The organism is Selenomonas sp. oral taxon 149 str. 67H29BP (genome assembly GCF_000146365.1).
Lineage (GTDB): Bacteria > Bacillota > Negativicutes > Selenomonadales > Selenomonadaceae > Centipeda > Centipeda felix.
The window spans coordinates 1,887,791-1,910,257 of record NZ_GL397087.1 but is presented as its reverse complement, the minus strand read 5'-3'; the positions used below and the strand labels follow the sequence as shown (position 1 = coordinate 1,910,257).

General features: G+C 58.7%; 16 protein-coding genes. 3 read left to right on the top strand and 13 right to left on the bottom strand.

What is annotated here, in order from left to right; all coding sequences use genetic code 11:
- Positions 1-15: 15 nt before the first annotated feature.
- The 9 genes from HMPREF9166_RS09020 to HMPREF9166_RS13140 form a co-directional block, all read right to left on the bottom strand.
- Positions 16-1,335, bottom strand: a complete 1,320-nt coding sequence (locus HMPREF9166_RS09020; RefSeq protein ID WP_009753709.1) for a gluconate:H+ symporter — start codon at positions 1,333-1,335, stop codon at positions 16-18.
- A 231-nt stretch (positions 1,336-1,566) separates the two neighbouring features.
- A complete protein-coding gene (gene gndA / locus HMPREF9166_RS09015) occupies positions 1,567-2,991 on the bottom strand; it encodes an NADP-dependent phosphogluconate dehydrogenase (RefSeq protein WP_009753708.1) in 1,425 nt (474 codons plus the stop codon).
- 195 nt (positions 2,992-3,186) lie between these two features.
- Positions 3,187-4,737 carry a gluconokinase gene (locus HMPREF9166_RS09010; RefSeq protein WP_009753707.1) on the bottom strand — a complete coding sequence of 517 codons (1,551 nt, stop codon included), beginning with the start codon at positions 4,735-4,737 and terminating at the stop codon, positions 3,187-3,189.
- Between the two features lie 196 nt (positions 4,738-4,933).
- Positions 4,934-8,938 (bottom strand): DNA-directed RNA polymerase subunit beta', encoded by a 4,005-nt coding sequence (rpoC, locus tag HMPREF9166_RS09005; RefSeq protein ID WP_175279254.1) that lies wholly within the window; start codon positions 8,936-8,938, stop codon positions 4,934-4,936.
- A gap of 45 nt (positions 8,939-8,983) precedes the next feature.
- Positions 8,984-12,727: a DNA-directed RNA polymerase subunit beta gene (gene rpoB / locus HMPREF9166_RS09000; protein WP_039981299.1), complete on the bottom strand. Its 3,744-nt coding sequence runs from the start codon at positions 12,725-12,727 to the stop codon at positions 8,984-8,986.
- A gap of 302 nt (positions 12,728-13,029) precedes the next feature.
- The gene (locus HMPREF9166_RS08995) at positions 13,030-14,430 is read right to left on the bottom strand and encodes a hypothetical protein (RefSeq protein WP_009753703.1); all 1,401 of its coding nucleotides are present in this window, start codon (positions 14,428-14,430) and stop codon (positions 13,030-13,032) included.
- A 90-nt stretch (positions 14,431-14,520) separates the two neighbouring features.
- Positions 14,521-14,664 carry a hypothetical protein gene (locus HMPREF9166_RS12580; RefSeq protein ID WP_009753702.1) on the bottom strand — a complete coding sequence of 48 codons (144 nt, stop codon included), beginning with the start codon at positions 14,662-14,664 and terminating at the stop codon, positions 14,521-14,523.
- The gene (locus HMPREF9166_RS08990) at positions 14,658-15,140 is read right to left on the bottom strand and encodes a hypothetical protein (RefSeq protein WP_009753701.1); all 483 of its coding nucleotides are present in this window, start codon (positions 15,138-15,140) and stop codon (positions 14,658-14,660) included. Before HMPREF9166_RS08990 ends, HMPREF9166_RS12580 begins: the two co-directional genes overlap by 7 nt.
- 43 nt (positions 15,141-15,183) lie before the next feature.
- Positions 15,184-15,339: a secretion protein HlyD gene (locus HMPREF9166_RS13140; RefSeq protein ID WP_071586087.1), complete on the bottom strand. Its 156-nt coding sequence runs from the start codon at positions 15,337-15,339 to the stop codon at positions 15,184-15,186.
- Between the two features lie 340 nt (positions 15,340-15,679).
- On the opposite strand from HMPREF9166_RS13140, the gene HMPREF9166_RS08985 reads away from it, so the two are divergent.
- The 3 genes from HMPREF9166_RS08985 to HMPREF9166_RS08975 are packed head-to-tail and all read left to right on the top strand — an operon-like array spanning position 15,680 to position 18,193.
- The gene (locus HMPREF9166_RS08985; RefSeq protein ID WP_039981298.1) at positions 15,680-16,732 is read left to right on the top strand and encodes a methionine ABC transporter ATP-binding protein; all 1,053 of its coding nucleotides are present in this window, start codon (positions 15,680-15,682) and stop codon (positions 16,730-16,732) included.
- Positions 16,701-17,354, top strand: coding sequence for a methionine ABC transporter permease (locus HMPREF9166_RS08980; protein ID WP_009753698.1), 654 nt, complete (start codon positions 16,701-16,703; stop codon positions 17,352-17,354). The genes HMPREF9166_RS08985 and HMPREF9166_RS08980 overlap by 32 nt, the downstream gene beginning before the upstream one ends.
- 20 nt (positions 17,355-17,374) lie before the next feature.
- A complete protein-coding gene (locus HMPREF9166_RS08975) occupies positions 17,375-18,193 on the top strand; it encodes a MetQ/NlpA family ABC transporter substrate-binding protein (protein WP_009753697.1) in 819 nt (272 codons plus the stop codon).
- A gap of 166 nt (positions 18,194-18,359) precedes the next feature.
- Here the strand turns inward: HMPREF9166_RS08975 and HMPREF9166_RS08970 are convergent, their stop codons facing one another.
- The 4 genes from HMPREF9166_RS08970 to HMPREF9166_RS08955 form a co-directional block, all read right to left on the bottom strand.
- Complete coding sequence (locus HMPREF9166_RS08970) at positions 18,360-19,460, bottom strand: DUF2939 domain-containing protein (RefSeq protein ID WP_009753696.1); 1,101 nt, start codon at positions 19,458-19,460, stop codon at positions 18,360-18,362.
- Between the two features lie 144 nt (positions 19,461-19,604).
- Positions 19,605-20,951, bottom strand: coding sequence for an adenosylmethionine--8-amino-7-oxononanoate transaminase (gene bioA / locus HMPREF9166_RS08965; RefSeq protein ID WP_009753695.1), 1,347 nt, complete (start codon positions 20,949-20,951; stop codon positions 19,605-19,607).
- A gap of 129 nt (positions 20,952-21,080) precedes the next feature.
- On the bottom strand, positions 21,081-21,761 hold the full coding sequence (gene bioD / locus HMPREF9166_RS08960; protein ID WP_009753694.1) for a dethiobiotin synthase: 681 nt from the start codon (positions 21,759-21,761) through the stop codon (positions 21,081-21,083).
- A gap of 17 nt (positions 21,762-21,778) precedes the next feature.
- Positions 21,779-22,387 (bottom strand): biotin transporter BioY, encoded by a 609-nt coding sequence (locus tag HMPREF9166_RS08955; RefSeq protein ID WP_009753693.1) that lies wholly within the window; start codon positions 22,385-22,387, stop codon positions 21,779-21,781.
- Positions 22,388-22,467: the final 80 nt, after the last annotated feature.

The following is a 22,467-nucleotide window of genomic DNA, read 5'->3' as shown; positions in this document are numbered from 1 at the left end:
GATGCATCAGCCTGATCAGCCGACGAACATGTTGAGAATCAGAACACCCGCAAGGCCGAGCACTGAGATGATCGTCTCCATTGTGCACCACGTACGGACGGTCTCCTTGACGGTAAGTCCAAAGAATTCCTTAAAGAGCCAGAACCCCGGATCGTTCGGCGGGGAAATGATGAGACTGCCCGCTCCGGTTGCGAGCACCATCAGCTCGGGACTGACGCCCGTAAGTGCGACCACAGGGGCCGCGATGCCGCCTGCCGTAAGTGCCGCAACCGTTGCACTGCCGCAGGCAATGCGGATGACGGCGGCAATCGACCAAGCGAGGACAAGAGGAGAGAGATCCGAGCCCATGAGGAGGTCGCCGATATAGCGGCCAACACCGCTGTCGATGAGAATCTGCTTGAGCGCTCCACCGCCGCCCACGATGAGAAGGATCATGGCTATAGCGAGAATCGCATTCTCACAGATCTTCATGATCTCAGGGATACTCTTGCCGCGTGCAATGCCGAATGTGTAGAACGCGATAAAGATGGAAATCGTGAGTGCCATATCCGGCGAGCCGAGGAAGGTCATGATGGCCAGTGCGTGCGAGCCGGCAGGAAGAGTCATCTTCGCAATGGCTGCACCCGCCATGAGAATAACGGGAACGAGTGCTGTGAATACGCTGATACCGAAGCTCGGCATCTCCTCATCCTTGAACACCTTCGGGTTATAGAGTCCCTGCGGAATCGCGGGATTGAGATCCTTGACAAAATTGTAGAACACAGGGCCAGCGATAATGGCAATCGGAGCGGCGAGAATCGCACCGTACACCAGTGTCAGCCCGATGTCCGCATTGTAGATCACCGAGATCGCCGTGGGACCGGGATGCGGAGGCAGGAAACCATGAGTGACGGAGAGCGCTGCCGCCATTGGGATACCGACTTCGAGAAGACGGATCTGTGCGGATGCCGCAATCGTAAAGACAAGCGGGATGAGGAGGACGAAACCGATTTCATAGAAGAGTGCGATGCCGACGATAAAACCCGTCAAGCAGACAGCCCACTTAACCTTTTCCCGACCGAACATATTGATGAGGGTCATGGCGATGCGCTGTGCACCACCGCTCTCTGCCATCAGTTTGCCGAGTATCGCGCCGAACGAGACGACGATCGCGAGACCGCCAAGCGTTCCGCCGAGCCCCTTCTGAATCACGGGGATGATCTGTGTGACGGGCAGACCTTCGGCATAGCCGACGACACCTGCAACGATGAGCAGTGAGATGAAACTGTTCAACTTCACGCGGACGATGAGGAAGAACAGCAGCAGGATGCCCACTGCAAGAATAATGAGCGGCATAGGATTTCTCCCCTTTCATAGATACAGACACTTCATTGCCTTGCCATCGTTTGACTAAATAGCAAGTTCCATAACAATTGTTGATATTATTATAGATGCTATCGCGTCATTTGTAAATACTTTTTCATTTATTTAAATTTATTTTGTTGTTTTATTTTCTTTTTTTGAATATAAAAAGAGCTGCGTACGAAGTAATATCCTCGTGCGCCAGCTCTCAAAAGCGCTGTATCCTTATTTCCCGTAGTGCTCCTGCCACTCGTGATGGAACGAGCCCTCCTTGTCCGTGCGGAGAAAGGTGTGTGCCCCAAAGTAGTCGCGCTGCGCCTGGATGAGATTCGCGCCAAGGTGCGTGGCACGGCTCGCATCGATGTAGGCGAGCGCATTCATCATGGCAGGCACAGGAATGCCAGCGCCTGCAGCAGCCGCCACGATGCGGCGCAGGCTCTCGAGGTTTGCGTTGATCTTCGTCAGGAAGAACTCCGCCTCCATCAGATTCTCAAGATTCGGCTGTGAACGGTATGCCTCAGTGATCTTGCCAAGGAACTCTGCCTGGATGATGCAACCGCCGCGGAAGATGGCAGCAATACGTCCGAGATCGAGATCCCAGCCGAAATCACGTCCCGCCGCACGATAGAGGGCAAAGCCTTGGGCATACGCCACGATCTTCGCCGTATACAGACTGCGGCGCACATCCTCTACGATGTCCCCCACCGATGGGGACTGCTTTGGCGACGGAATGAGCCCAGCAAACTTCTCGCGCTCTGCCAGGAGGTTACTCATGACGCGCGCGTTGCAGGCAGAGGTGATCATCGCCGTATTCACGCCCTGTTCGAGCGCTTGGATGCTTGTCCAGCGGCCCGTTCCTTTCTGCCCGGCGCTGTCGACAATGTAATCCACGACCATGCCACCGGCGGAATCCTGTTCGGCAAAGATATCGGCGGTGATGCCGATGAGGTAGCTCTTTAGCTCGCCGCCATCCCACTCATGGTAGATCTTCGACAACTCTTCATTCGTCTTGCCGCCCAGATACTTCAGCAGGAGGTAGGACTCCGCGATGAGCTGCATATCGGCGTACTCGATGCCGTTGTGCACCATCTTCACGTAGTGTCCTGCGCCGTCCGTACCGATATAGGTGCAGCATGGCTCGCCATCCACATGTGCCGCGATCGATTCGAGAATGGGGCGGATGGATTCGTAGAGTGCTGCACTGCCGCCCGGCATCAGCGCAGGGCCGAACCGTGCGCCCTTCTCACCGCCCGAAACGCCCATGCCAAAGTAGTGGAGCTGATGCTCCTCGACGAGCTTCGTACGACGGATCGTATCCTTAAAGAAGGAGTTGCCGCCGTCGATGATGACATCCCCCGGCTCCATCACCTTCAGCAGGGAGTCAATCACCATGTCCACCGGTTTTCCCGCCTGTACCATCAGAACAACGCGACGCGGCTTCTTGAGCGCATGGATGAAGTCCTCCAATGCGTAAAAAGGGGTCATGTTCTCGTGAGGATGATCTTTCACGACCTTTTCGGTCAGATCTCCCGTGCGGTTGTAGGCGGCAACCTTAAAACCATGATCCGCCATGTTCAGCGCAAGATTGCTGCCCATGACCGCCATGCCATAGACGCCGATATCCATCTGTCCAGTTATTTTCTCTGCCATGATTTTCCTCCATTATCCTGTCGATTTGTCCTTAAGGAATCACTGATAAATTCGGCACCACCATCTTGACGTATCTTTTTCGCCCGCTTATCGTTAGCAAATCCACCACATAGCCCTTGCTATGCGTCCGGTTTGCTGCCTCAAATCGGACAAAAAATCTATGCCAATCTGAGAGCCTGTTTTATCAGCGATTCCTTAGATTCCGGCCTGATACTCCGCAATCTCAGCAAACTCCCGCTGCAGATTGTGATAGAGACGATCACTGATATCCGCGAGCTTTGCATAGATCTTTGTATTTGCGGAATCTGGCGTATAGATTTTCTTCGCGTGTACGAGATCCGCTGTATCGGCAATTCCTGCCATCTCTCCTGCGGAGATAAAGCCCAGCACTGCCGCGCCATACGCCGCGCCCTCGCTGTTGTCAGGAAGGACAAGCGGCTCGCCGAGAACATCCGCAAGGATCTGCATCCAGAGCGACGACTTCGTAAAGCTCCCGCTCGCGCGAATGTCACGCACTGTGCCGAACTCCTGCAGCGCCTCGAATACATTGCGTATGCCGTAACAAATCCCCTCCATCACTGCACGAATCATGTGGGATCGACTGTGGTTCAGAGAGAGTCCGAAGAAGAGGCCGCGCAGATCGGAGTTCCAGTAGGGGGCACGCTCGCCCGTGAAGAACGGCAGGAGAATCAGGCCATCCGATCCCGCAGCTACCTTGGATGCCTTCATTGTCATGAGGTCGTAGGCATCGACATCCAGTGCCGCCATCTGCTCCTTGCTGAAATGGCAGATCTTATCCCGCATCCAGCGCAGGATCATGCCGCCGTTGTTGATCGCACCGCCCGTGACCCATAGATCGTCCACGAGATTGTAGCACCACGTGCGCATCTTTTCATCGACACGTGGCTCGCCGACAAGCATGCGTACGGCACCGCTCGTCCCAATGGTTGCACTCAGCTGCCCCGCCGAGACCGCACCGATACCGACGTTGACGAGCACACCATCCGTCGCGCCGATCACCACGGGGAGTCCGACAGGCAGATGCATCCGCTCTGCTGCCTCTGCCGTAAGCGGCCGTGACTCCGTCGTCGAGATGACGGGCGGCAGCATATCCTCCGTAATGCCGATGAACGTCAGGATCTCCTGATCCCAGGCAAGTTCTCGTGCATTGTAAAGAGCCGTCGTACTCGCCGTTGAACGGTCAATGAGAAACTCCCCCGTAAACGTGTGAAAGAGATAATCCTTGATCGATCCAATGTACTTCGTGCGTGCAAAGAGCTCGGGACGATTGCGCCTAAGCCAGAGGATCTTTGCCAGCGGATAGCAGGCATGCATAGGGCAGCCCGTGTGCTCATAGAAGGCACGGCAGAGGGCAGGATCACTTTCCTTGAGTTCGCGTACAATGCCTGCGCTGCGGCTGTCTGCCCACGTCTGCATATCCGTGAGGGGCTCTTTCTCCGCATCCATTGGGATCAGGCTGTGCATGACCGTGCTCAATGCGATGCCCGATGTCGTCCGTCCTTGATAGTGCAGCGCATCTGCTGTCTCGCGGACAACCTGCTCCGTCGCGGCACAGATCTCGGCAGGACGTTCTTCCGCCCAGTCCGGATGTGGTGTACGCAGCGGGTAGAATGCTTCCGCCGACGCACGGCTCACCCCGGACGCCTCGTATGCGATAGCGCGGACGCCCGTCGTCCCCACATCTACCCCGATCCAAATGTGCTGCTCTTTAATGGTCTCACCCATGATGGCACTGCCTTTCTGCGAAACGAAGAGTCATGTTCTATGATCTTTCTTCCTCATTCTAGCACGACAATAGAAAAAAAGCAATTTAAATATCATATTTTATTATATAAATGATGTATTTTTATCATTTATAGAGATAAACATACCGCACAGAGCACATTGCCTCTGTGCGGTATGTTTATGACTCTATGTCGGTTCAGCTGCTCAGTTTCTCGAGCCGCGAGAGGTCAACTTCTTCGTATGTCTCCTCCTCAGGTTCCTCGGGCGCGGGTGGTTCCGGCACCGGCTGCGGTGCATGGTCGACGATCTCGAGGTGGCGGTAGCGGGTCATGCCCGTACCGGCCGGGATGAGTTTGCCGATGATGACGTTTTCCTTGAGGCCGACGAGCGGGTCGATCTTGCCCTTGATCGCGGCGTCGGTGAGGACGCGCGTGGTCTCCTGGAAGGACGCCGCCGAGAGGAAGGAATCCGTGGCGAGCGATGCCTTCGTGATGCCGAGCAGGATGGGCTTTGCCACTGCGGGCTCGCCGTCCTCCTCGATTGCCTTGGTATTCGCCGCCTCGAATGCGTTGATCTCGATGTACTCGCCCGGGAGGAAGTCGGTGGTTCCGGCCTCCTCGATCTTGACCTTGTGCAGCATCTGCCGTACCATGACCTCGATGTGCTTGTCATTGATCTCAACGCCCTGCGATTTGTAGACCTTCTGTACCTCGTAGACGAGGTAGCGCTGGGTCGCCTGCAGGCCGCAGACGCGCAGGATGTCGTGCGGGTTCACGGAGCCCTCGGTAATCTTGTCACCAGGCTTCATGACCATGCCGTCACGCGCGGCCATGCGCGCACCGAACGGCACAGAGTACTCGCGCGGCACGCCGCCCTCGGGCGTGATCGTGACTGTGCGCATCCCCTTGCCCGTATCGTCGATGGCGACGACACCTTCGTTCTCTGCGATGATGGCGTTGTGCTTGGGCTTGCGTGCCTCGAAGAGCTCCTCGACGCGCGGAAGACCCTGTGTGATGTCGTCACCTGCGACACCGCCCGAGTGGAAGGTACGCATGGTGAGCTGTGTGCCCGGCTCGCCGATGGACTGTGCGGCAATGATGCCGACCGCCTCGCCGATCTCGACCTCCGCCTGGTTGGCGAGGTCGCGGCCGTAGCACTTCATGCAGACGCCGAACTGCGACTTGCATGTGAGGACGCTGCGGATGGAAACGCGTTTTCGGACGCCCTCGATACGTTTGGCAAGTGCCTCATCGACGGAGTCGTTGATGTGGGCAATGGTTTCACCCGTCGCCTCATCCACGATGTCCTCGGCGAGCACGCGGCCGACGATGCGGTCGGCGAGCGACTCGATGACGCCCGCGCCCTCCATGATGGCCTCGACTTCGATGCCGCGCACATTGTTGTTGCGGATGTGGATCTCGTGGAGCTCGGAGGAGAGGATCGCCTCGACCATTTTGTCAGTGAGGATCGCGCCCTCCTCTGCGAGAACGGTGCCGTCGTCGAGGACAGCCTCACGCACGACTTCCTTTCCGCTGAGCTCGCGCACGATGGCAGCGTGTGCCTTCTTGCGCTTTCTCGCATCCGGCTCGCCGAGTGTGATGCTCTCCGTAACCATGGCGTTGCTGACCGCCCCCTCCGCGTTGACGGAGGAACCGCGCACCATGATCTCGCGGATGTCGCGTTCGCCGATGGTCTCGAGGACCTCGTCGTCGAGCGTCGTATCCTGTGGGTAGAGGATCTCCTTCGTCTCGGGGTCATAGATCGCCGCCGCAAGGAGGCGTCCCATGAGGCTGTCGACGAGGAGTTCGAGTGCGTCAAACGCAGACTCTGCCATGCGCGCACGCACCTGCAGGAGGTTAATCGCAGAGACGTCACAGTCCTCCTCGCGGACGATGACATCCTGTGCCACGTCGACGAGACGGCGCGTGAGGTAGCCCGAGTCCGCTGTACGGAGTGCCGTATCGGCAAGACCCTTGCGCGCACCATGCGAGGAGATGAAGTAGTCGGAAACGGACAGGCCCTCACGGAAGTTCGCCGTGATCGGCAGGTCGATGATCTTACCCGATGGGTCAGCCATCAGTCCGCGCATACCCGCGAGCTGACGCATCTGCTGCTTGTTGCCTCGGGCGCCCGAGTCCGCCATCATAAAGATGGGGTTAAAGGGATCCATGTTGTCCATCATGGCGTCCGCGACGTCGTCCGTCGCCTGTGTCCAGAGCTGAACGACCTTCTTGTAGCGCTCGTCCTCGGTGATGAGACCACGCGAGAACTGACGCTCGACCTTGTTGACCTTCGCCTGCGTGTCCGCGATGATTTCCTTTTTCTTCGGCGGCACGATGACGTCGGAGACGGCGACCGTCATGCCTGCAATGCAGGCGTAGTGGTAGCCGAGGTTCTTCACGTTATCGATGACCTCAGCGGTCTTAGTCGCGCCGAAATGATCGTAGCAGTTCGCGACGAGTTTGCCGAGCTCCTTCTTGTTCATGAGGACGCCGAGGCGCCACTCGCCGGTCTCCGCATCCTGCGCGTAGTGGCGCAGCTCCTCGGGCAGGATCTCGTTGAAGATGAGGCGGCCGAGCGAGCTGCGGACGAGGCCGTAGCCCGCGATCTGCACGCGGATCTCCGCCTGCAGGTCGAGCACCTTTTCCTGATACGCGAGGAGTGCCTCGGCGATGCCGGTGAACACCTTGCCCTCGCCCTTTGCGCCGGGTCTCAGCTTCGTGAGATAGTACGAGCCGAGCACCATGTCCTGCGAGGGGACGATGATGGGCTTGCCGTCCTTCGGCGCGAGGATGTGGTTTGCGGCGAGCATGAGGACGCGTGCCTCCGTCTGAGCCTCCGCCGAGAGCGGCAGATGGATGGCCATCTGGTCGCCGTCAAAGTCCGCGTTGTACGCCGTACACGCGAGCGGATGCAGCTTCAGGGCACGCCCCTCGGTGAGCACCGGCTCAAAGGCCTGGATACCCAGACGGTGCAGTGTCGGTGCACGGTTGAGGAGCACGGGATGCTCCTTGATGACATCCTCGAGCACGTCCCAGACCTCGGGGCGTGCGCGCTCGACCATGCGCTTTGCCGACTTGATGTTGTGGGCAGCGCCGTCCGCCTGCAGTTTTTTCATGACAAAGGGCTTGAAGAGCTCGAGCGCCATCTCCTTCGGCAGGCCGCACTGATGGAGCTTCAGCTCCGGGCCGACGACGATAACGGAGCGTCCCGAGTAGTCGACACGCTTGCCGAGGAGGTTCTGACGGAAGCGCCCTTGCTTGCCCTTGAGCATATCCGAGAGCGACTTCAGCGCACGGTTGCCGGGGCCTGTGACGGGGCGGCCGCGGCGGCCGTTGTCGATGAGCGCGTCCACCGCCTCCTGCAGCATGCGCTTCTCGTTGCGCACGATGATGTCGGGCGCACCGAGGTCGAGCAGACGACGCAGGCGGTTGTTGCGGTTGATGACGCGGCGGTAGAGGTCGTTGAGATCAGAGGTCGCGAAGCGTCCGCCGTCGAGCTGCACCATGGGGCGCAGGTCAGGCGGAATGACGGGCACGACGTCCATGATCATCCACGAAGGCTGATTGCCGGACTTGCGGAATGCCTCAACCACCTCAAGGCGGCGGATGGCACGCACCTTCTTCTGTCCGGAGGTCGTCCGCACGTCGTTTTTCAGCTGTGCGCTCATCTGCTCAAGATCCAGCTCCTCGAGGAGCTCCTTGATCGCCTCCGCGCCCATGCCGACACGGAAGGTATTGCCGTACTTTTCGAGCGCATCGTGATATTCGCGCTCGGAGAGCAGCTCCTTTTTCTTCAGATCGGTTTCGCCCGCATCAAGGACGATGTAGTAGGCGAAGTAGAGCACCTTTTCAAGCGAACGCGGGGAGACATCGAGAATGAGTCCCATGCGGCTCGGAATGCCCTTGAAGTACCAGATATGTGAGACGGGTGCGGCGAGCTCGATATGCCCCATGCGCTCTCGGCGCACCTTTGCGCGCGTCACCTCGACGCCGCAGCGGTCGCAGACAACGCCTTTGTAGCGGATGCGCTTGTACTTTCCGCAGTGGCACTCCCAGTCGCGTGTCGGTCCAAAGATGCGCTCGCAGAAGAGGCCGTCACGCTCGGGCTTCAAGGTACGGTAGTTGATGGTCTCCGGCTTTTTTACCTCGCCGTGCGACCATGCACGAATTTTATCGGGAGAAGCGAGTCCGATCCGCATCGAGTCAAAATTGTTTACATCCAGCAACAGCTGCCACTCCCTTCCTTATAGATCGTCCTCATGAGGATCGTCGATGTCGTCCAGTCCGCCATGGAGAATCGCATCCATGTCGTCCGCCGCGAGATCCTCGTCGGTGCCGAGGTCAGCGATGAGATCCTCATCCGCAGACTCCTCAGCCTCCACGTTCTCCTCGTAGTCATCCGCAGGAGGAGGCGGTGCGGCACCGTTCTCGTCCACGCCCTCCACATCGAGGTCGAGAGAACGTGCCTTTTCGTTGATGTCCTCGTCCTCCTCGTCGCGGATCGCGATTTCCTTCGCGTCCTCATTGAGTACCTTGATGTCGAGGCCGATCGCCTGCAGCTCCTTGATGAGCACCTTGAACGACTCGGGTACGCCCGGCTCGGGGATGTTGTCCCCCTTGACGATGGATTCGTATGCCTTGACACGGCCGACCACGTCGTCGGACTTCACCGTCAGGATCTCCTGCAGGGTGTACGCCGCGCCGTATGCCTCGAGTGCCCAGACCTCCATCTCACCGAAACGCTGTCCGCCGAACTGCGCCTTGCCGCCGAGCGGCTGCTGCGTGACGAGCGAGTACGGCCCCGTGGAGCGCGCATGAATCTTGTCGTCAACCAGATGATGCAGCTTCAGCATGTAGACGCAGCCGACCGTGACGCGGTTCTCGAACGGCTCGCCCGTGCGGCCGTCGTAGAGCACGGTCTTGCCGTCGGAGGGAAGTCCCGCCGCGCGGATCGTGCCGAATACGTCGTCGTCGCCCGCGCCGTCAAAGACCGGGGTCGCGATGTGGATTCCGGCCACGTCGGGCACGGGCATCCCGTTTTTATCGAAATCATAGCCCGCCGCGCGGAGATCGCCCTCCACCGTCGGATCGCCGTCCTTGATGCGCTGTCCGAGGACGCGGCACGCCATGCCGAGATGCGTCTCCAAGACCTGACCGATGTTCATACGCGACGGAACGCCGAGCGGGTTCAGCACGATATCGACCGGCGTGCCGTCCGGCAGGAACGGCATGTCCTCCTGGCGCATGATGCGCGAGACGACACCCTTGTTCCCGTGACGGCCGGACATCTTGTCGCCGACCGAGATCTTGCGCTTCTGTGCAATATAGACGCGCACGAGGCGGTTGACGCCGGGCGGCAGTTCATCGTTGTTCTCACGGGTAAAGATCTTCACGTCGATGATCTTGCCCGCCTCGCCGTGCGGCACGCGCAGCGAGGTATCGCGCACCTCGCGTGCCTTCTCGCCGAAGATCGCGCGCAGCAGGCGCTCCTCTGCCGTCAGCTCCGTCTCGCCCTTGGGGGTGACCTTGCCGACGAGGATATCGCCGGGGCGCACGTCCGCACCAATGGAGATGATGCCGTCCTCGTCGAGATCCTTGAGCGCTTCCTCCGCCACATTCGGGATGTCGCGCGTGATCTCCTCGGGGCCGAGCTTCGTGTCGCGCGCATCGCACTCATACTCCTCGATGTGGATCGAGGTGTAGAGATCGCGCTTGACAAGATTCTCGCTGAGGAGGATGGCGTCCTCGTAGTTGTAGCCCTCCCACGGCATATAGGCAACAATAATATTGTAGCCAAGGGCGAGCTCGCCGTTGTCCGTCGAGGGACCGTCGGCGATGGGCTGCCCCTCCGTCACGCGGTCGCCCGCGTAGACGAGCGGCTTCTGGTTGATGCAGGTCGCCTGGTTCGAGCGGATGAACTTCTGCAGTTTATAGGTATCAAATGCGCCCTCGTCCGAGCGGACGGTGATCGCATCTGCTGTAACGTCCGTGACTTCGCCGGCGTGCTTTGCGAGCACCATAACGCCCGAGTCGCACGCCGCCTTGTACTCCATGCCCGTACCGACGAGCGGCGCCTGCGTCCGCAGGAGCGGCACCGCCTGACGCTGCATGTTCGCACCCATGAGGGCACGGTTCGCATCGTCGTTTTCGAGGAACGGGATCATCGCCGTTGCGATGGAGAAGACCTGGCGCGGCGACACGTCCATATAGTCCACACGCTCGCGCGGATGCAGTCCCGTCTCCTCGTGGAAACGTGCCGTCACGCGCTCGTTGACAAAGTACTCATTCGCATCGAGCGGCTCATTCGCCTGCGCGATGATGAGATCGTCCTCCTCGTCCGCCGTGAGGTAGCGCACATCCTCCGTCACGCGGTGATGTTCCTTGTCCACGCGGCGATACGGCGTCTCCATAAAGCCGAAACGGTTCACACGCGCATAGTTGGCGAGCGAGCCGATGAGACCGATGTTCGGACCTTCCGGCGACTCGACCGGGCACATGCGGCCGTAGTGCGAGTTGTGAACGTCGCGCACCTCAAAGCCCGCGCGCTCGCGCGAGAGACCGCCGGGGCCGAGTGCCGAGAGGCGGCGCTTATGCGTCAGCTCGGAGAGCGGGTTGTGCTGATCCATGAACTGCGAGAGCTGCGAGGAGCCGAAGAACTCCTTTACCGCCGCCACGACGGGGCGGATATTGATGAGCCCCTGCGGCGTGATGCTCTCCGTCTCCTGGATCGACATGCGCTCGCGCACGACGCGCTCCATGCGCGAGAGGCCGATGCGGAACTGGTTCTGCAGCAGCTCGCCCACGGCACGCACGCGGCGGTTGCCGAGATGGTCGATGTCGTCCGTATTGCCAAAGCTGTCCATGAGGCCGAGGAGGTAGCTGATCGCCGCCATGATGTCCTCGCGCGTCACCGTGCGGTACTGATAGTCGCGCGTCGGTGCGCAGAGCATCCGATAGATATCGCCGTCGGGCTTCTGTACCTGAAATGCGATGAGCTCGCCGTCGCCGAAGAGCGCCGTCTCGCGCTCCTCGCTGACCGCATCCACCATCGCAGGCGTGATCGGCTCGCCCTTCGGGAAGACGATCTCGCCCGTCTCCACGTCCACAACGGGCTCGGCGAGCACCTTGCCCAACAGGCGGCGGCGCCAGCCGAGCTTCTTCGTCAGCTTGTAGCGGCCGACCGTCGCGAGGTCGTAGCGGCGCGGGTCAAAGAACAGCGTCTCGAGAAGCTGACGCGCATTGTCCTCGTTCGCGGGCTCACCCGGACGCAGACGGCGGTAAATCTCGATGACCGCGCGGCTGCGCGTCTTGACTTCGTCCGTATCGCGCTCGATCGTTGCGAGCATGCGCGGATCGTCGCCGAAGAGCGCACGAATCTCCGCGTCCGTCTCGTAGCCGAGGGCGCGGATGAGATAGGTCACGGGCATCTTGCGCGTACGATCGATACGCACGGAGACGATGTCGTTTGCATCCGTCTCCAGCTCGATCCACGCGCCGCGATTCGGGATCATCGTCGCGTTGTAGAGCTCCTTGCCCGTCGTATCGATTTCCACACCGTAGTACGTACCGGGCGAGCGGACGAGCTGACTGACGATGACGCGCTCTGCGCCGTTGATGATGAACGTCCCCGTATCCGTCATGAGCGGGAAATCGCCCATGAAGACCTCCTGCTCCTTGATCTCGCCCGTCTCACGGTTCACGAGGCGCACGTTGACGCGCAGGGGCGCGGCATACGTCACATCGCGCTCCTTGCACTCATCGAGATCGTACTTCGGCTCACCGAGCGCAAACGACTCAAAGGAAAGGATGAGATTCCCGGAGAAATCCTGAATGGGCGAGATGTCGCGGAAAATCTCCGCAAGCCCCACCTCGAGAAACCACCGATAGCTCTCGCGCTGGATGTCAAGAAGATGCGGCATCTCCATCACTTCTTTGATCCGCGCGTAGCTGTAGCGGGTTCGACGGCCGACCGACACAGGATTGAACATGAACGCTGTCACCCTTTCGCTGGAATATCCTCTGGCATCTGAGCGCCGCTCTCAGAATTGAACAGACACAAAAAGAACAAGGCAGCCATGTGAGTACCTTGCTCTCTTGTCCTTTCTAACCGCACAGCATACTGCGCGGCGTCCTCCCCTGAAAAAAGGCGCACAAATCCCATACTTACGTCAATAGGTCATTGTATGATACTACATTGGCAATACCCGTGTCAAGAAAAATTTTTCATCGTATGAATTTTTTCCCTCAAAAACCGCATGACTTTGCCATGCGGTTCAAAGGAGCACATCGCTCACGTGTATTTGTTCTTCTTGCTCTCTGCCGTCAGTTCCGAGAGGCGCTGTGCAAGGATGGTGTTGATGCGGTTCTGGATGGAGGTGATGAGCGGCTGTTTCTGATCGTCACTCATCGCGGACTTCTTCACCTCGGCAAGCTGTTTGTGCAGGTTCGCCAGTTCCTGATCGAGCGGGTTGTCATGGCGGCGTGCACTCTTGTCGCTCTGCTGTGCTTCATTCGCCTTTACCCAGTGACCATCCGCCGTCTGGATGAGGTGAAGGGGATCGCGCTGACGGCTGAGACGGTGAAGGAACTTGATTTCATCTGCGCCGTCCGAAAGTGCGCGGCTCATCTCTCCCTGCGTATAGCGAATCGAAGCGTTATCATTGTCGCGCATGGAATGCTGCAAGCGGTCATAGCCGTCCGCATCGTTCGTTGCCGCCTCCCAGAGTTCGCCATGTGCATAAGAGAAGTTCGCTCTCATCGCCTCATCCAAAGAATAGTGACGGCGGGTCAAGCCGCCGACAAATTCCTGATAGGCCGTGGCTGTATCATCCAGTCCTGCGTCCTTGAGCGCCGCTGTAATCTCCGCATGGTTCTTGTACGCGCCCTGTGCTGCCTTGACCCACACGTCACCCGCTTCCTTATGGCGCGCCATGAAATCTAGTTCCTTGACACCGATGTTCGCAAGTGAACCATTATACTCGTAACGAATCCGCGCGGCAAACTTAGTCGATGGCGAACTAAAATCGACTGCAACAAAGACACCCGCACGGTTTTGGAGTTCGTTTGCGTACGACTTTGCACGCGTATACTCCGCCCTCGTTGTATGTCCACGCGCGATACGCTTGCCGAGCTCTTCGTCCGCATAGGCGGTATTCGCAAGCGCCGCCATCCCCGCGAACTTCAGATTGTACTGCCGGAACGCAGATGCACCGCCTGCACGCACCTTGCCGAGGACATTTCGATACGACTCAAAGTGTTCGTCCGCCTCCGCATACAGAGGATTCTCTACACCCTTTTTCTCTGTCCAGTGCTCGGCGTAGATGTTGATGCCGAGTATCTGATCGCCCTTCCAATACAACTCGTCCGAATATGGCTCAGGCAATATGAGAACCTCGCTGTTCTTCTCCGCCGCGCACTCCGTCAGCTCCTTCTGCTTCGCACGCCACGATGTGTAGAACTCCTCCATCGAGCCTGCCTTGATCTCGCCGTCGTAGCGCGTGGTGCTACTCATCAGACGCGCGATGTATGCACCATCGCTCTCGTCGCGTCCGCGAGCACTGATCTCGACACGGTACGCGGGTGTCTCCACGCGCCCCGTCTGTGCCGCATCGTTTTTCTGTGCCGCGTTTGCGTTCGTCGTCTTTGCCGCCGCGTATACAGACGGCGCTTCTCCATTCACCCGCATTGTCATAGTCAGCACTCCTTTGCCGCTTCCAAAATAATAACGATGATTAGTTATTCTCCCCCCCCCCCGCGTTTTTCCTGCTTTATCGGAAATTTTTCACGCAATATCCCCGCCGACGCAGACCGTGCGCGTGCCGATCTGAGCGATGTGGACGGGCAGCCCGTAGAGTGCACTCATGCCCGCCTCATCGATGACCTCCTCCGCCGCGCCGTGCTTCCAGAGTGTCTTGTCCTTCAGCACGAGGGTCTCCGCCGCGAGATAGGGTCACCATATACGTTCAAAAACTCAGTTGTCATATCTTCGCATATTTGGAATGCAACTGTGAGAATTTCATGCAAATCTTTGTAATTACGGAAAAGGGGCGGGTAGTTGCAGTTTTCCAAATTCAGCAGCTCATATTCTAAACAAGGGAAAGTACCCCCTTCATAATATTTATTATCCTTCATGGCGTACCACATCAATTCAGCGACACCATACTTTATACAAATATGGTATCTAAATTCATATACGTTGCTCTTCTTTTTTGCTTGAAAAAAATTCTCTTTTCTCCAATATTTCACAGATGTATAACCTATCTCTTGAAGCATTTCCAAGACATGCTGATTATCGTAGTCTTCAAAGCTCTCTTCTAGATCAAAAGAATACTGTATGCGGAGCGCTTGATACCTCTCTGCAAAGCGAATACGGTTTAGTACTTCTACCATCTGGTTATCCATGGTTATTCCTCCCTAAAGCGGATCTCGCCGTCATAGTGCTTGGCTATACTATAGGAAGCACTGATAAATTCAGCACCGCCGTCTTAGCACATCTTTTTCGCCCTGTCTGTGCCCTAGAATCCTCCACATAGCCTCTGCTATGCGTCCGGTTTGTCTTCTTGACAGGACAAAAAATCTGTACCAATCCGACGGACTTCATTTTATCAGCGATTCCTATAGATATGGTACGCAAGTAAATAAAAAGAGGAAGCCAATTTGTGTTATGCTCTATCTACGCAAACAAGCCACACACAAAGGAGGCTTTCTCATGAAAAACATAACACAAGACATCGAGTACTATCAAGCGATTCTTTCCTATGCAGATAGGCACGGTGTCACAATAAATGGAAGTCTCCTCATGAGACCCTTTCTCTCCTTCTCTCCTGTGTAACATATAATTGACAATCCTACACGACACGTCCTTCATCAAACGGCGAAGTCATTGACAAAGCGGCGCGTCTATGCTACGTTTAATCGGTATCGATAAAGAAAGGCTACAAATGATACAGCTAAAGAATATTGTCAAAACATACGCAGGCGATGTGCACGCTCTGCGCGGCATCGATCTCACGATTGAGCGAGGCAGCATCTACGGCATCATCGGTCTGTCGGGTGCAGGGAAGTCCACGCTCATCCGCTGCATCAATATGCTTGAGCGCCCGACGAGCGGCGCAGTTTTCGTGGATGGACGCGATCTCATGCAGGTCTCGGAGAGCGAGCTGCGCGAGGAGCGGCGGCACATCGGCATGATTTTCCAGCACTTTAACCTGCTGTCCTCCGCGACGGTCTACGACAACGTGGCGTTCCCGCTGCGGCTCGCAGGGAAGTCTGCCGAGGAGATCCGCCCCAAGGTGACGGAGCTGCTCACGCTGGTCGGGCTCGGCGACAAGGCAAATTCCTACCCGAGCCATCTCTCGGGCGGGCAGAAGCAGCGCGTCGGCATCGCACGCGCACTCGCAGGAGATCCGAAGGTACTGCTCTGTGACGAGGCAACCTCGGCGCTCGACCCGCAGACAACGAAGTCCATCCTCGCGCTCATCCGCGACATCAACCGCCGCATGGGACTGACCGTCGTCGTCATCACGCATGAAATGCAGGTCATCAAGGATATCTGTGACCGCGTTGCCGTCCTCGACGGCGGCATCATCGCCGAGGAAGGCGATGTGGTGGATGTGTTCACCGCACCGCAGCAGCCCATCACGAAGGAGTTCATCAGTGTGCTCCTGTCGAACGAGCTGCCGACGGCGTTCCGTGGCAATCCCGTCGAGAAAACGCCGAGCGAGGGGAGCTATATGCTCCTGCGCCTCACATTCCTCGGCGAGCGCGCGGACGATCCCGTGCTCGCGGAGATGATCCGCCGCTTCCCAACCATTGAGGTGACGATGCTCTTCGGTACACTCGACCAGATCAAGGAGCTGCCGTTCGGGCGTATGATCATCGGGATGCGCGGCGCACCGGAGGAGATACAGCGCGCCATCGACTATCTCTCGGAACAGCATTTGAAACAGGAGGTGATCGGCTATGTCCGCCGAAATGATTCCCCTGCTGACTAAGGCACTCGGAGAGACGGTCTACATGGTCGCGGTCAGTATGGTCATCTCGAGTGCGCTCGGCATCCCGCTCGGCGTGCTCCTGCACGTGACAGCGCGGGGCGAGATCCTCGATGCGCCGGCGGTGAACCGCTCGATCGGCGCGGTGGTCAACGCGATCCGCTCCATCCCGTTCATCATCCTGATGGTGGCAATCATCCCGCTGACTCGTCTCATCGTCGGCTCGGCGATCGGCACGACGGCGGCGATGGTGCCGCTCGTCATCGCCTCGGTCCCGTTCATCGGACGGCAGGTGGAGACCTCGCTGCGCGAGGTGCCGCACGGTCTCATCGAGGCGGCGCTCTCCATGGGGGCGACGCCGCTGCAGATTGTGACGCGCGTGCTCCTGCCGGAGTCCATGCCCGGCATCGTCAGCCAGCTCACGACGGTCGTCATCGCACTCGTCGGCGAGTCCGCCATGGCCGGTGCGATCGGCGGCGGCGGTCTTGGTGATCTCGCGATCCGCTACGGCTATCAGCGATTCCGTCCCGACATCATGCTCGCGACCGTCGTCATTCTCATCGTTCTCGTCCAGCTCGTGCAGTTCGTGGGCAACACCCTCGCTGCGCGGCTGAATAAGAGATAAATTTTTTAAGGAGGTATTTTATGAAAAAACTGCTCGCTCTTGTGCTTGCCGTCACTGCATTTGCCCTCGCCGGCTGCGGCGGCAGCGCAGACAAACCCGCCGACAACGCCAAGGCGGAGAAGGTCGTCAAGGTCGGTGCATCGCCCGTTCCCCATGCGGAGATCCTCGAGGCGATCCGCCCCGAGCTCGAAAAGGAAGGCGTAAAGCTCGAAATCGTCGAGTTCAACGACTACGTTCAGCCGAACATCGCCACGAACGATAAGGAAATCGACGCGAACTTCTTCCAGCACGAGCCATACCTGAAGAATTTTATTGAGGAACACCCCGAGCTGAAGCTCGTGAACGTTCTCGGTGTCCACATCGAGCCGATGGGCGTCTACTCGCACAAGATCAAGAAACTCGACGAGCTGAAGGACGGCGCATCCGTCTCCATCCCGAGCGATCCGACGAACGGCGGCCGTGCGCTGCTGCTCCTCGCGCGTGCGAACCTCATCAAGCTGAAGGACGGTGCCGGTACGACGGCGACGGTGCAGGACATCGTCGACAACCCGAAGCACCTCAAGATCCAGGAGATCGAGGCGCCGCAGCTCCCGCGTACACTGGATGACGTCGATATCTCCGTCATCAACACGAACTGGGCAATGCAGGCGGATCTCGTGCCGACGCGCGACGCCCTCATCATGGAGGACAAGACCTCGCCGTACGTCAACATCCTCGTCGTCCGCCAGGGCGATGAGAACCGCCCCGAGATTCAGGCGCTCGTCAAGGCGCTCCACTCTGAGACGGTCAAGAACTTCATCAACGATAAGTACAAGGGCGCGATTGTCCCCGCGTTCTGATCGTAAGAGCAAAGGAATCTAGCCTCATCGACGCGCTGCTATGCCGTTATACAAAGCCTTCCCCGTTATCACGGGGAAGGGGGACCGCGTAAGCGGTGGAAGGGGCACAAAAGGGGTGTTGTACGAAGCGTTCGGCTTCGTACAACACCCCTTCTTTCATTCATATTTATGGTGTTGCGGGCGTCTCCGCACTTACCGCACCGCGGCGGATCATGTCGCCGACACGCAGATCATAGGAGAGCGCCATCTTGTGCAGGGTCTCCGCCCGTGCAAAGTCCTCGGGCGTCCCTCCGTTCAGCCCCTTCACAAAGCTCTCATACGCGCCGATAAACGCCTCGGTCGCCGCCTTGCGCTGTGCAGCAAGATACTGTGCGCCGTGGGGAACATCTACGCCGTCCAGCTCCTTCTGATACTTCTTGAGCAGGGGAATCATATCCTCCTGCAGGAGATGTGTCAGCGACTTGCGGTACACCGTCGTATAGGTACTGCGTCCCGTCTCGGTCAGATTGCGGAACTCCCGCTGTTTCGAGCGGAAAACGCCGTTATAGCGGTCGACAATCGGGCGCGTCGCGTCGATGTAGCGCCCGAGGTTGCTCGCCGCCGCCTTCTGCACTGCCTCGAGATAGGAACGATAGTTCACGATGCGCACGACCTGCCAGCCCGTATCGCCGCGCTCCATGCGCAGCTGCAGGGGGAACTCTAGGTCGGTCCCCTCGTCGCGCACGGTAATGTTCGCCATTGCGGTGCTCCCGTCCCGCACAACGCTGTCGATGTGCAGGAGGGTCGTGTCGCGCAGGTGGCTGCACTCCATGAGATACTCAAAGTCGATGCCGAGCTGGCGTCCCTTCAGCGGGTCTACGCCCTCAGGGGTCGGCCACGTCCCGCTCCCGACCGCCGTCAAAATGCTCTGCGCCATCCCGCCTGCGACGCTGTCCTTGATGCTCTCGTAGAACTTTCCCGATTTATTTCGTTCTTTTTCCTTCAGATGTGTATCGCCCGAAAAGAGGACGTAGGTGAGATCGTCATATCCCGCCGCCGTTACAGCATTGATATTCACGCGCCGCTGAAACGCCTCCGCATCATGCGCGGTGAGCGCTGCCGCCGCCTGCTCGAGAGCGTAGGCGGGACGCTGTATGTAGTAGCCGAGATACCACGCGAGGACGGCGATTGCCAGGACGATCACCCCTGCTGCCGCGCGAAACTTACGCTGACTCGCCCTGCGTCGGCGTGCGAGGCGCACGCGCCACGCAAACTCATCCAGCGGCATTGCCACACCTCCCTTTGCACGAATTCGAATGATGCTATTATAGCATGGAATACGTCCCCCGTTCAATCAGTGAAAATTACTCTCTACGAAAAAGACTGCCGTACAAGGTTCATCGCCCCTCGTACAGCAGTCCGCCATCCTTCTTTATCTCCCCAGCACCTCATCCATCGACTGCTTCATCCGCGTGATCGCCGTGTCAAGATCATCGCGCCCGATGTTCAGCGGCGGATTGAAGTAAAGCACGTCGCCGAGCGGGCGCAGGAGCAGCCCGTGCCGGAGCGCACGGCGATAGATCGCATAGCCAAGGCGGCGACTGGGATCAAAGGGACGCTTTGCCTCGCGATCCTCAACCAGCTCAACCGCATGAATCAGCCCGATGTGGCGGATCTCACCGACGTTCGGATGCGCACCGAACGTCTCCGTCATGCGCGCAGTCAGCCACGATGCTGTCTCCTCCGCCCGCTCCAGAATATTCTCCTCATCGAGAATGTCGAGCACGGCGAGCGCCGCGCTGCATCCGAGCGGATTGCCCGCATACGTGTGACCTTGCATGAACGCCTTGCCCTCGCTCCAGTCCGCATAGAACGCGTCGTAGATCTTTTCCTTGACGACGGTGATCGCGGTAGGCATATAGCCGCTTGTCAGCCCCTTTGAGAGGCACATGAGATCGGGCGTGATGCCCGCACGCTCACACGCAAAGAGCCGTCCCGTGCGCCCGAACCCCGTCGCAATCTCGTCGGCGATGAGCAGGACATCGTATGCGTCGCAGAGGGCGCGCAGCTTCCTGAGATAGTCCTCGGGGTAGATGCGCATCCCCGCGCACCCCTGCAGGAGCGGCTCGACGATCATCGCCGCCGTCTCGTGTCCGTGTGCGGCAAAGGCACGCTCCGCATGCTCAAAACACGCGCAGGAGCAGCTGTCGCGCGTCTCCCCATAGGGGCAGCGATAGCAGTCGGGCGCCTCGATATGGATGTTGTCCATCATCATCGTCTTGTACATCTCGGCAAAGAGATCCACGCCCCCCACGGAGAGCGCCCCGATTGTCCCTCCGTGATACCCTTCAGAAAGGCACATAAACCGCGTCTTTTTCGTACGCCCTGTCTGCTGACAGTACTGAAACGCCATCTTGAGCGCCGCCTCTACAGCGGACGAGCCGTTATCGTTGAAATTGAACTTCGTCAGTCCCTCGGGCACGAGCATCGCCAGCCGCTCTGCAAGCTCAATCGCGGGACGATGGGAGAAATTCGCAAAGACGACGTGCTCGAGCCGCCTCAGCTGCGCCGTAATCCGCGCATCGATCTTCTCGTTCGTATGTCCGAGGAGATTTGCCCACCACGAACTGATAATATCGAGATAGCCCTTGCCGTACACATCGTAGAGCCATGCCCCCTTTGCGTGATCGATCACCATCGGCGGCAGCTGCTCATAGTCCTTCATCTGCGCACACGGGTGCCAGATATGGCGCAGGTCACGCTCCTCAATCGTCGGCATAAAAGCTCTCCTCCTGCGGAATCACGGATAGAACAGTCCCCCGGATTGGCGTAGATTTTCCGCCGAAGTGCGGGAAAATAGGCGTCAAGAGCCGCGGGCTGAATTGATCAGTGCTTCCCTAAACACACATTACTCATACAGCGCGGCAAGCGCATCCGCCCTCATCGGCAGTTCCGCCGCGCCGTGCGCCACACGCGCCAAGACACGCGCTCCCGTGATCTCCTCGACCATCCGCACATTGTCCTCCTGCATCAGACCGCCCTGCCAATTGTTGAAGATAAAGCCCTGCAGGGGAATGCCGCGCGCATAGAGATGCTCTGCCGTCAGCACAGCGGCATTGATCGTTCCGAGCCCTGCATCGGCAACAACGAGCGCAGCGAGCCCCAGCCGCACGGCAAGATCGTCAAGGACGACGTGCTCATCGCCGTCCCAGCGCAGCGGGCAGATAATGCCGCCGCTCCCCTCCACCGTCAGATAGTCCGTGCGCTCCTTCGCGCGGCGGTAGTCCTGCGCCACCTTTGCAAAATCCATCGGGCGGTGCTCGATCTGCGCCGCGAGATGCGGCGAGACCGCATCGCGATAGACATAGGAGACAGTGACATCCGCCGCATCGAGCTCCGCGACACGCGCCACATGGAGCGCATCACCCGGCAGGAGCGTACCGTCCGCGGCGACCTCCGCGCCCGAGAGTGCCGCCTTATAGTAGCCCGCCGCAAATCCCGCGTCACGGAGACACTTCACAATCAGCCCCGTGACATACGTCTTGCCGATGTCCGTCCCCGTTCCCGTGACAAATAACGCCTTACCCACGTATGATACGCCTCCCGTCAGCCATCCATGCGATTCGCATGCACTGCTGCCCCCTGCACGGGAGCAGTGCTCTGCGTCTCCTGCGTCTCACGAATCCAGAGCCCCGCCTTGTAGAGGCGAATCCCGACGTACGCCGCCGCGACGCAGAGCAGGAAGTCCGGCAGAACCTGCAGCACGCCGCAGTACCAGACCGCCACCCAGAAACCGATCGGCGCGTCGATAATGTAGTTCGATATGAAGTAGAAATACGGGATGCCGAGGGCATAGAGCACCACCATGCCTGCTGCACACGCGGCAAGTGCACGCCGGAACGTCGGCACGCCGCGGCGCGCCAGCGCGCCCGTCACCCAGCCCTGCAGGATGAAGCCGACGAGATAGCCGAACGTCGGCTGAAGCACGTAGGCAGGGCCGCCGCCCGAGGCGAACACGGGAATTCCCACGAGCCCCATGAGTACATACGTGCCGATGGCGAGCGCACCGAGCCGCGCACCGAGCATCAGCCCCGCGAGCAGGGTAAAGAGGAACTGCAGCGTGTAGACATCCGTACCCACAGGGATGCGCACGAACGTCCCGACCGTAATAAGCGCGATAAACAGCCCGCATAGGATTACTTCACGTAACTTCATAATCTTCAGATACCTCCATAAAAACTGACAGACTCATAGACCTGCTTTATCTTACTCGCTATTTTATTTATTGTCAACCA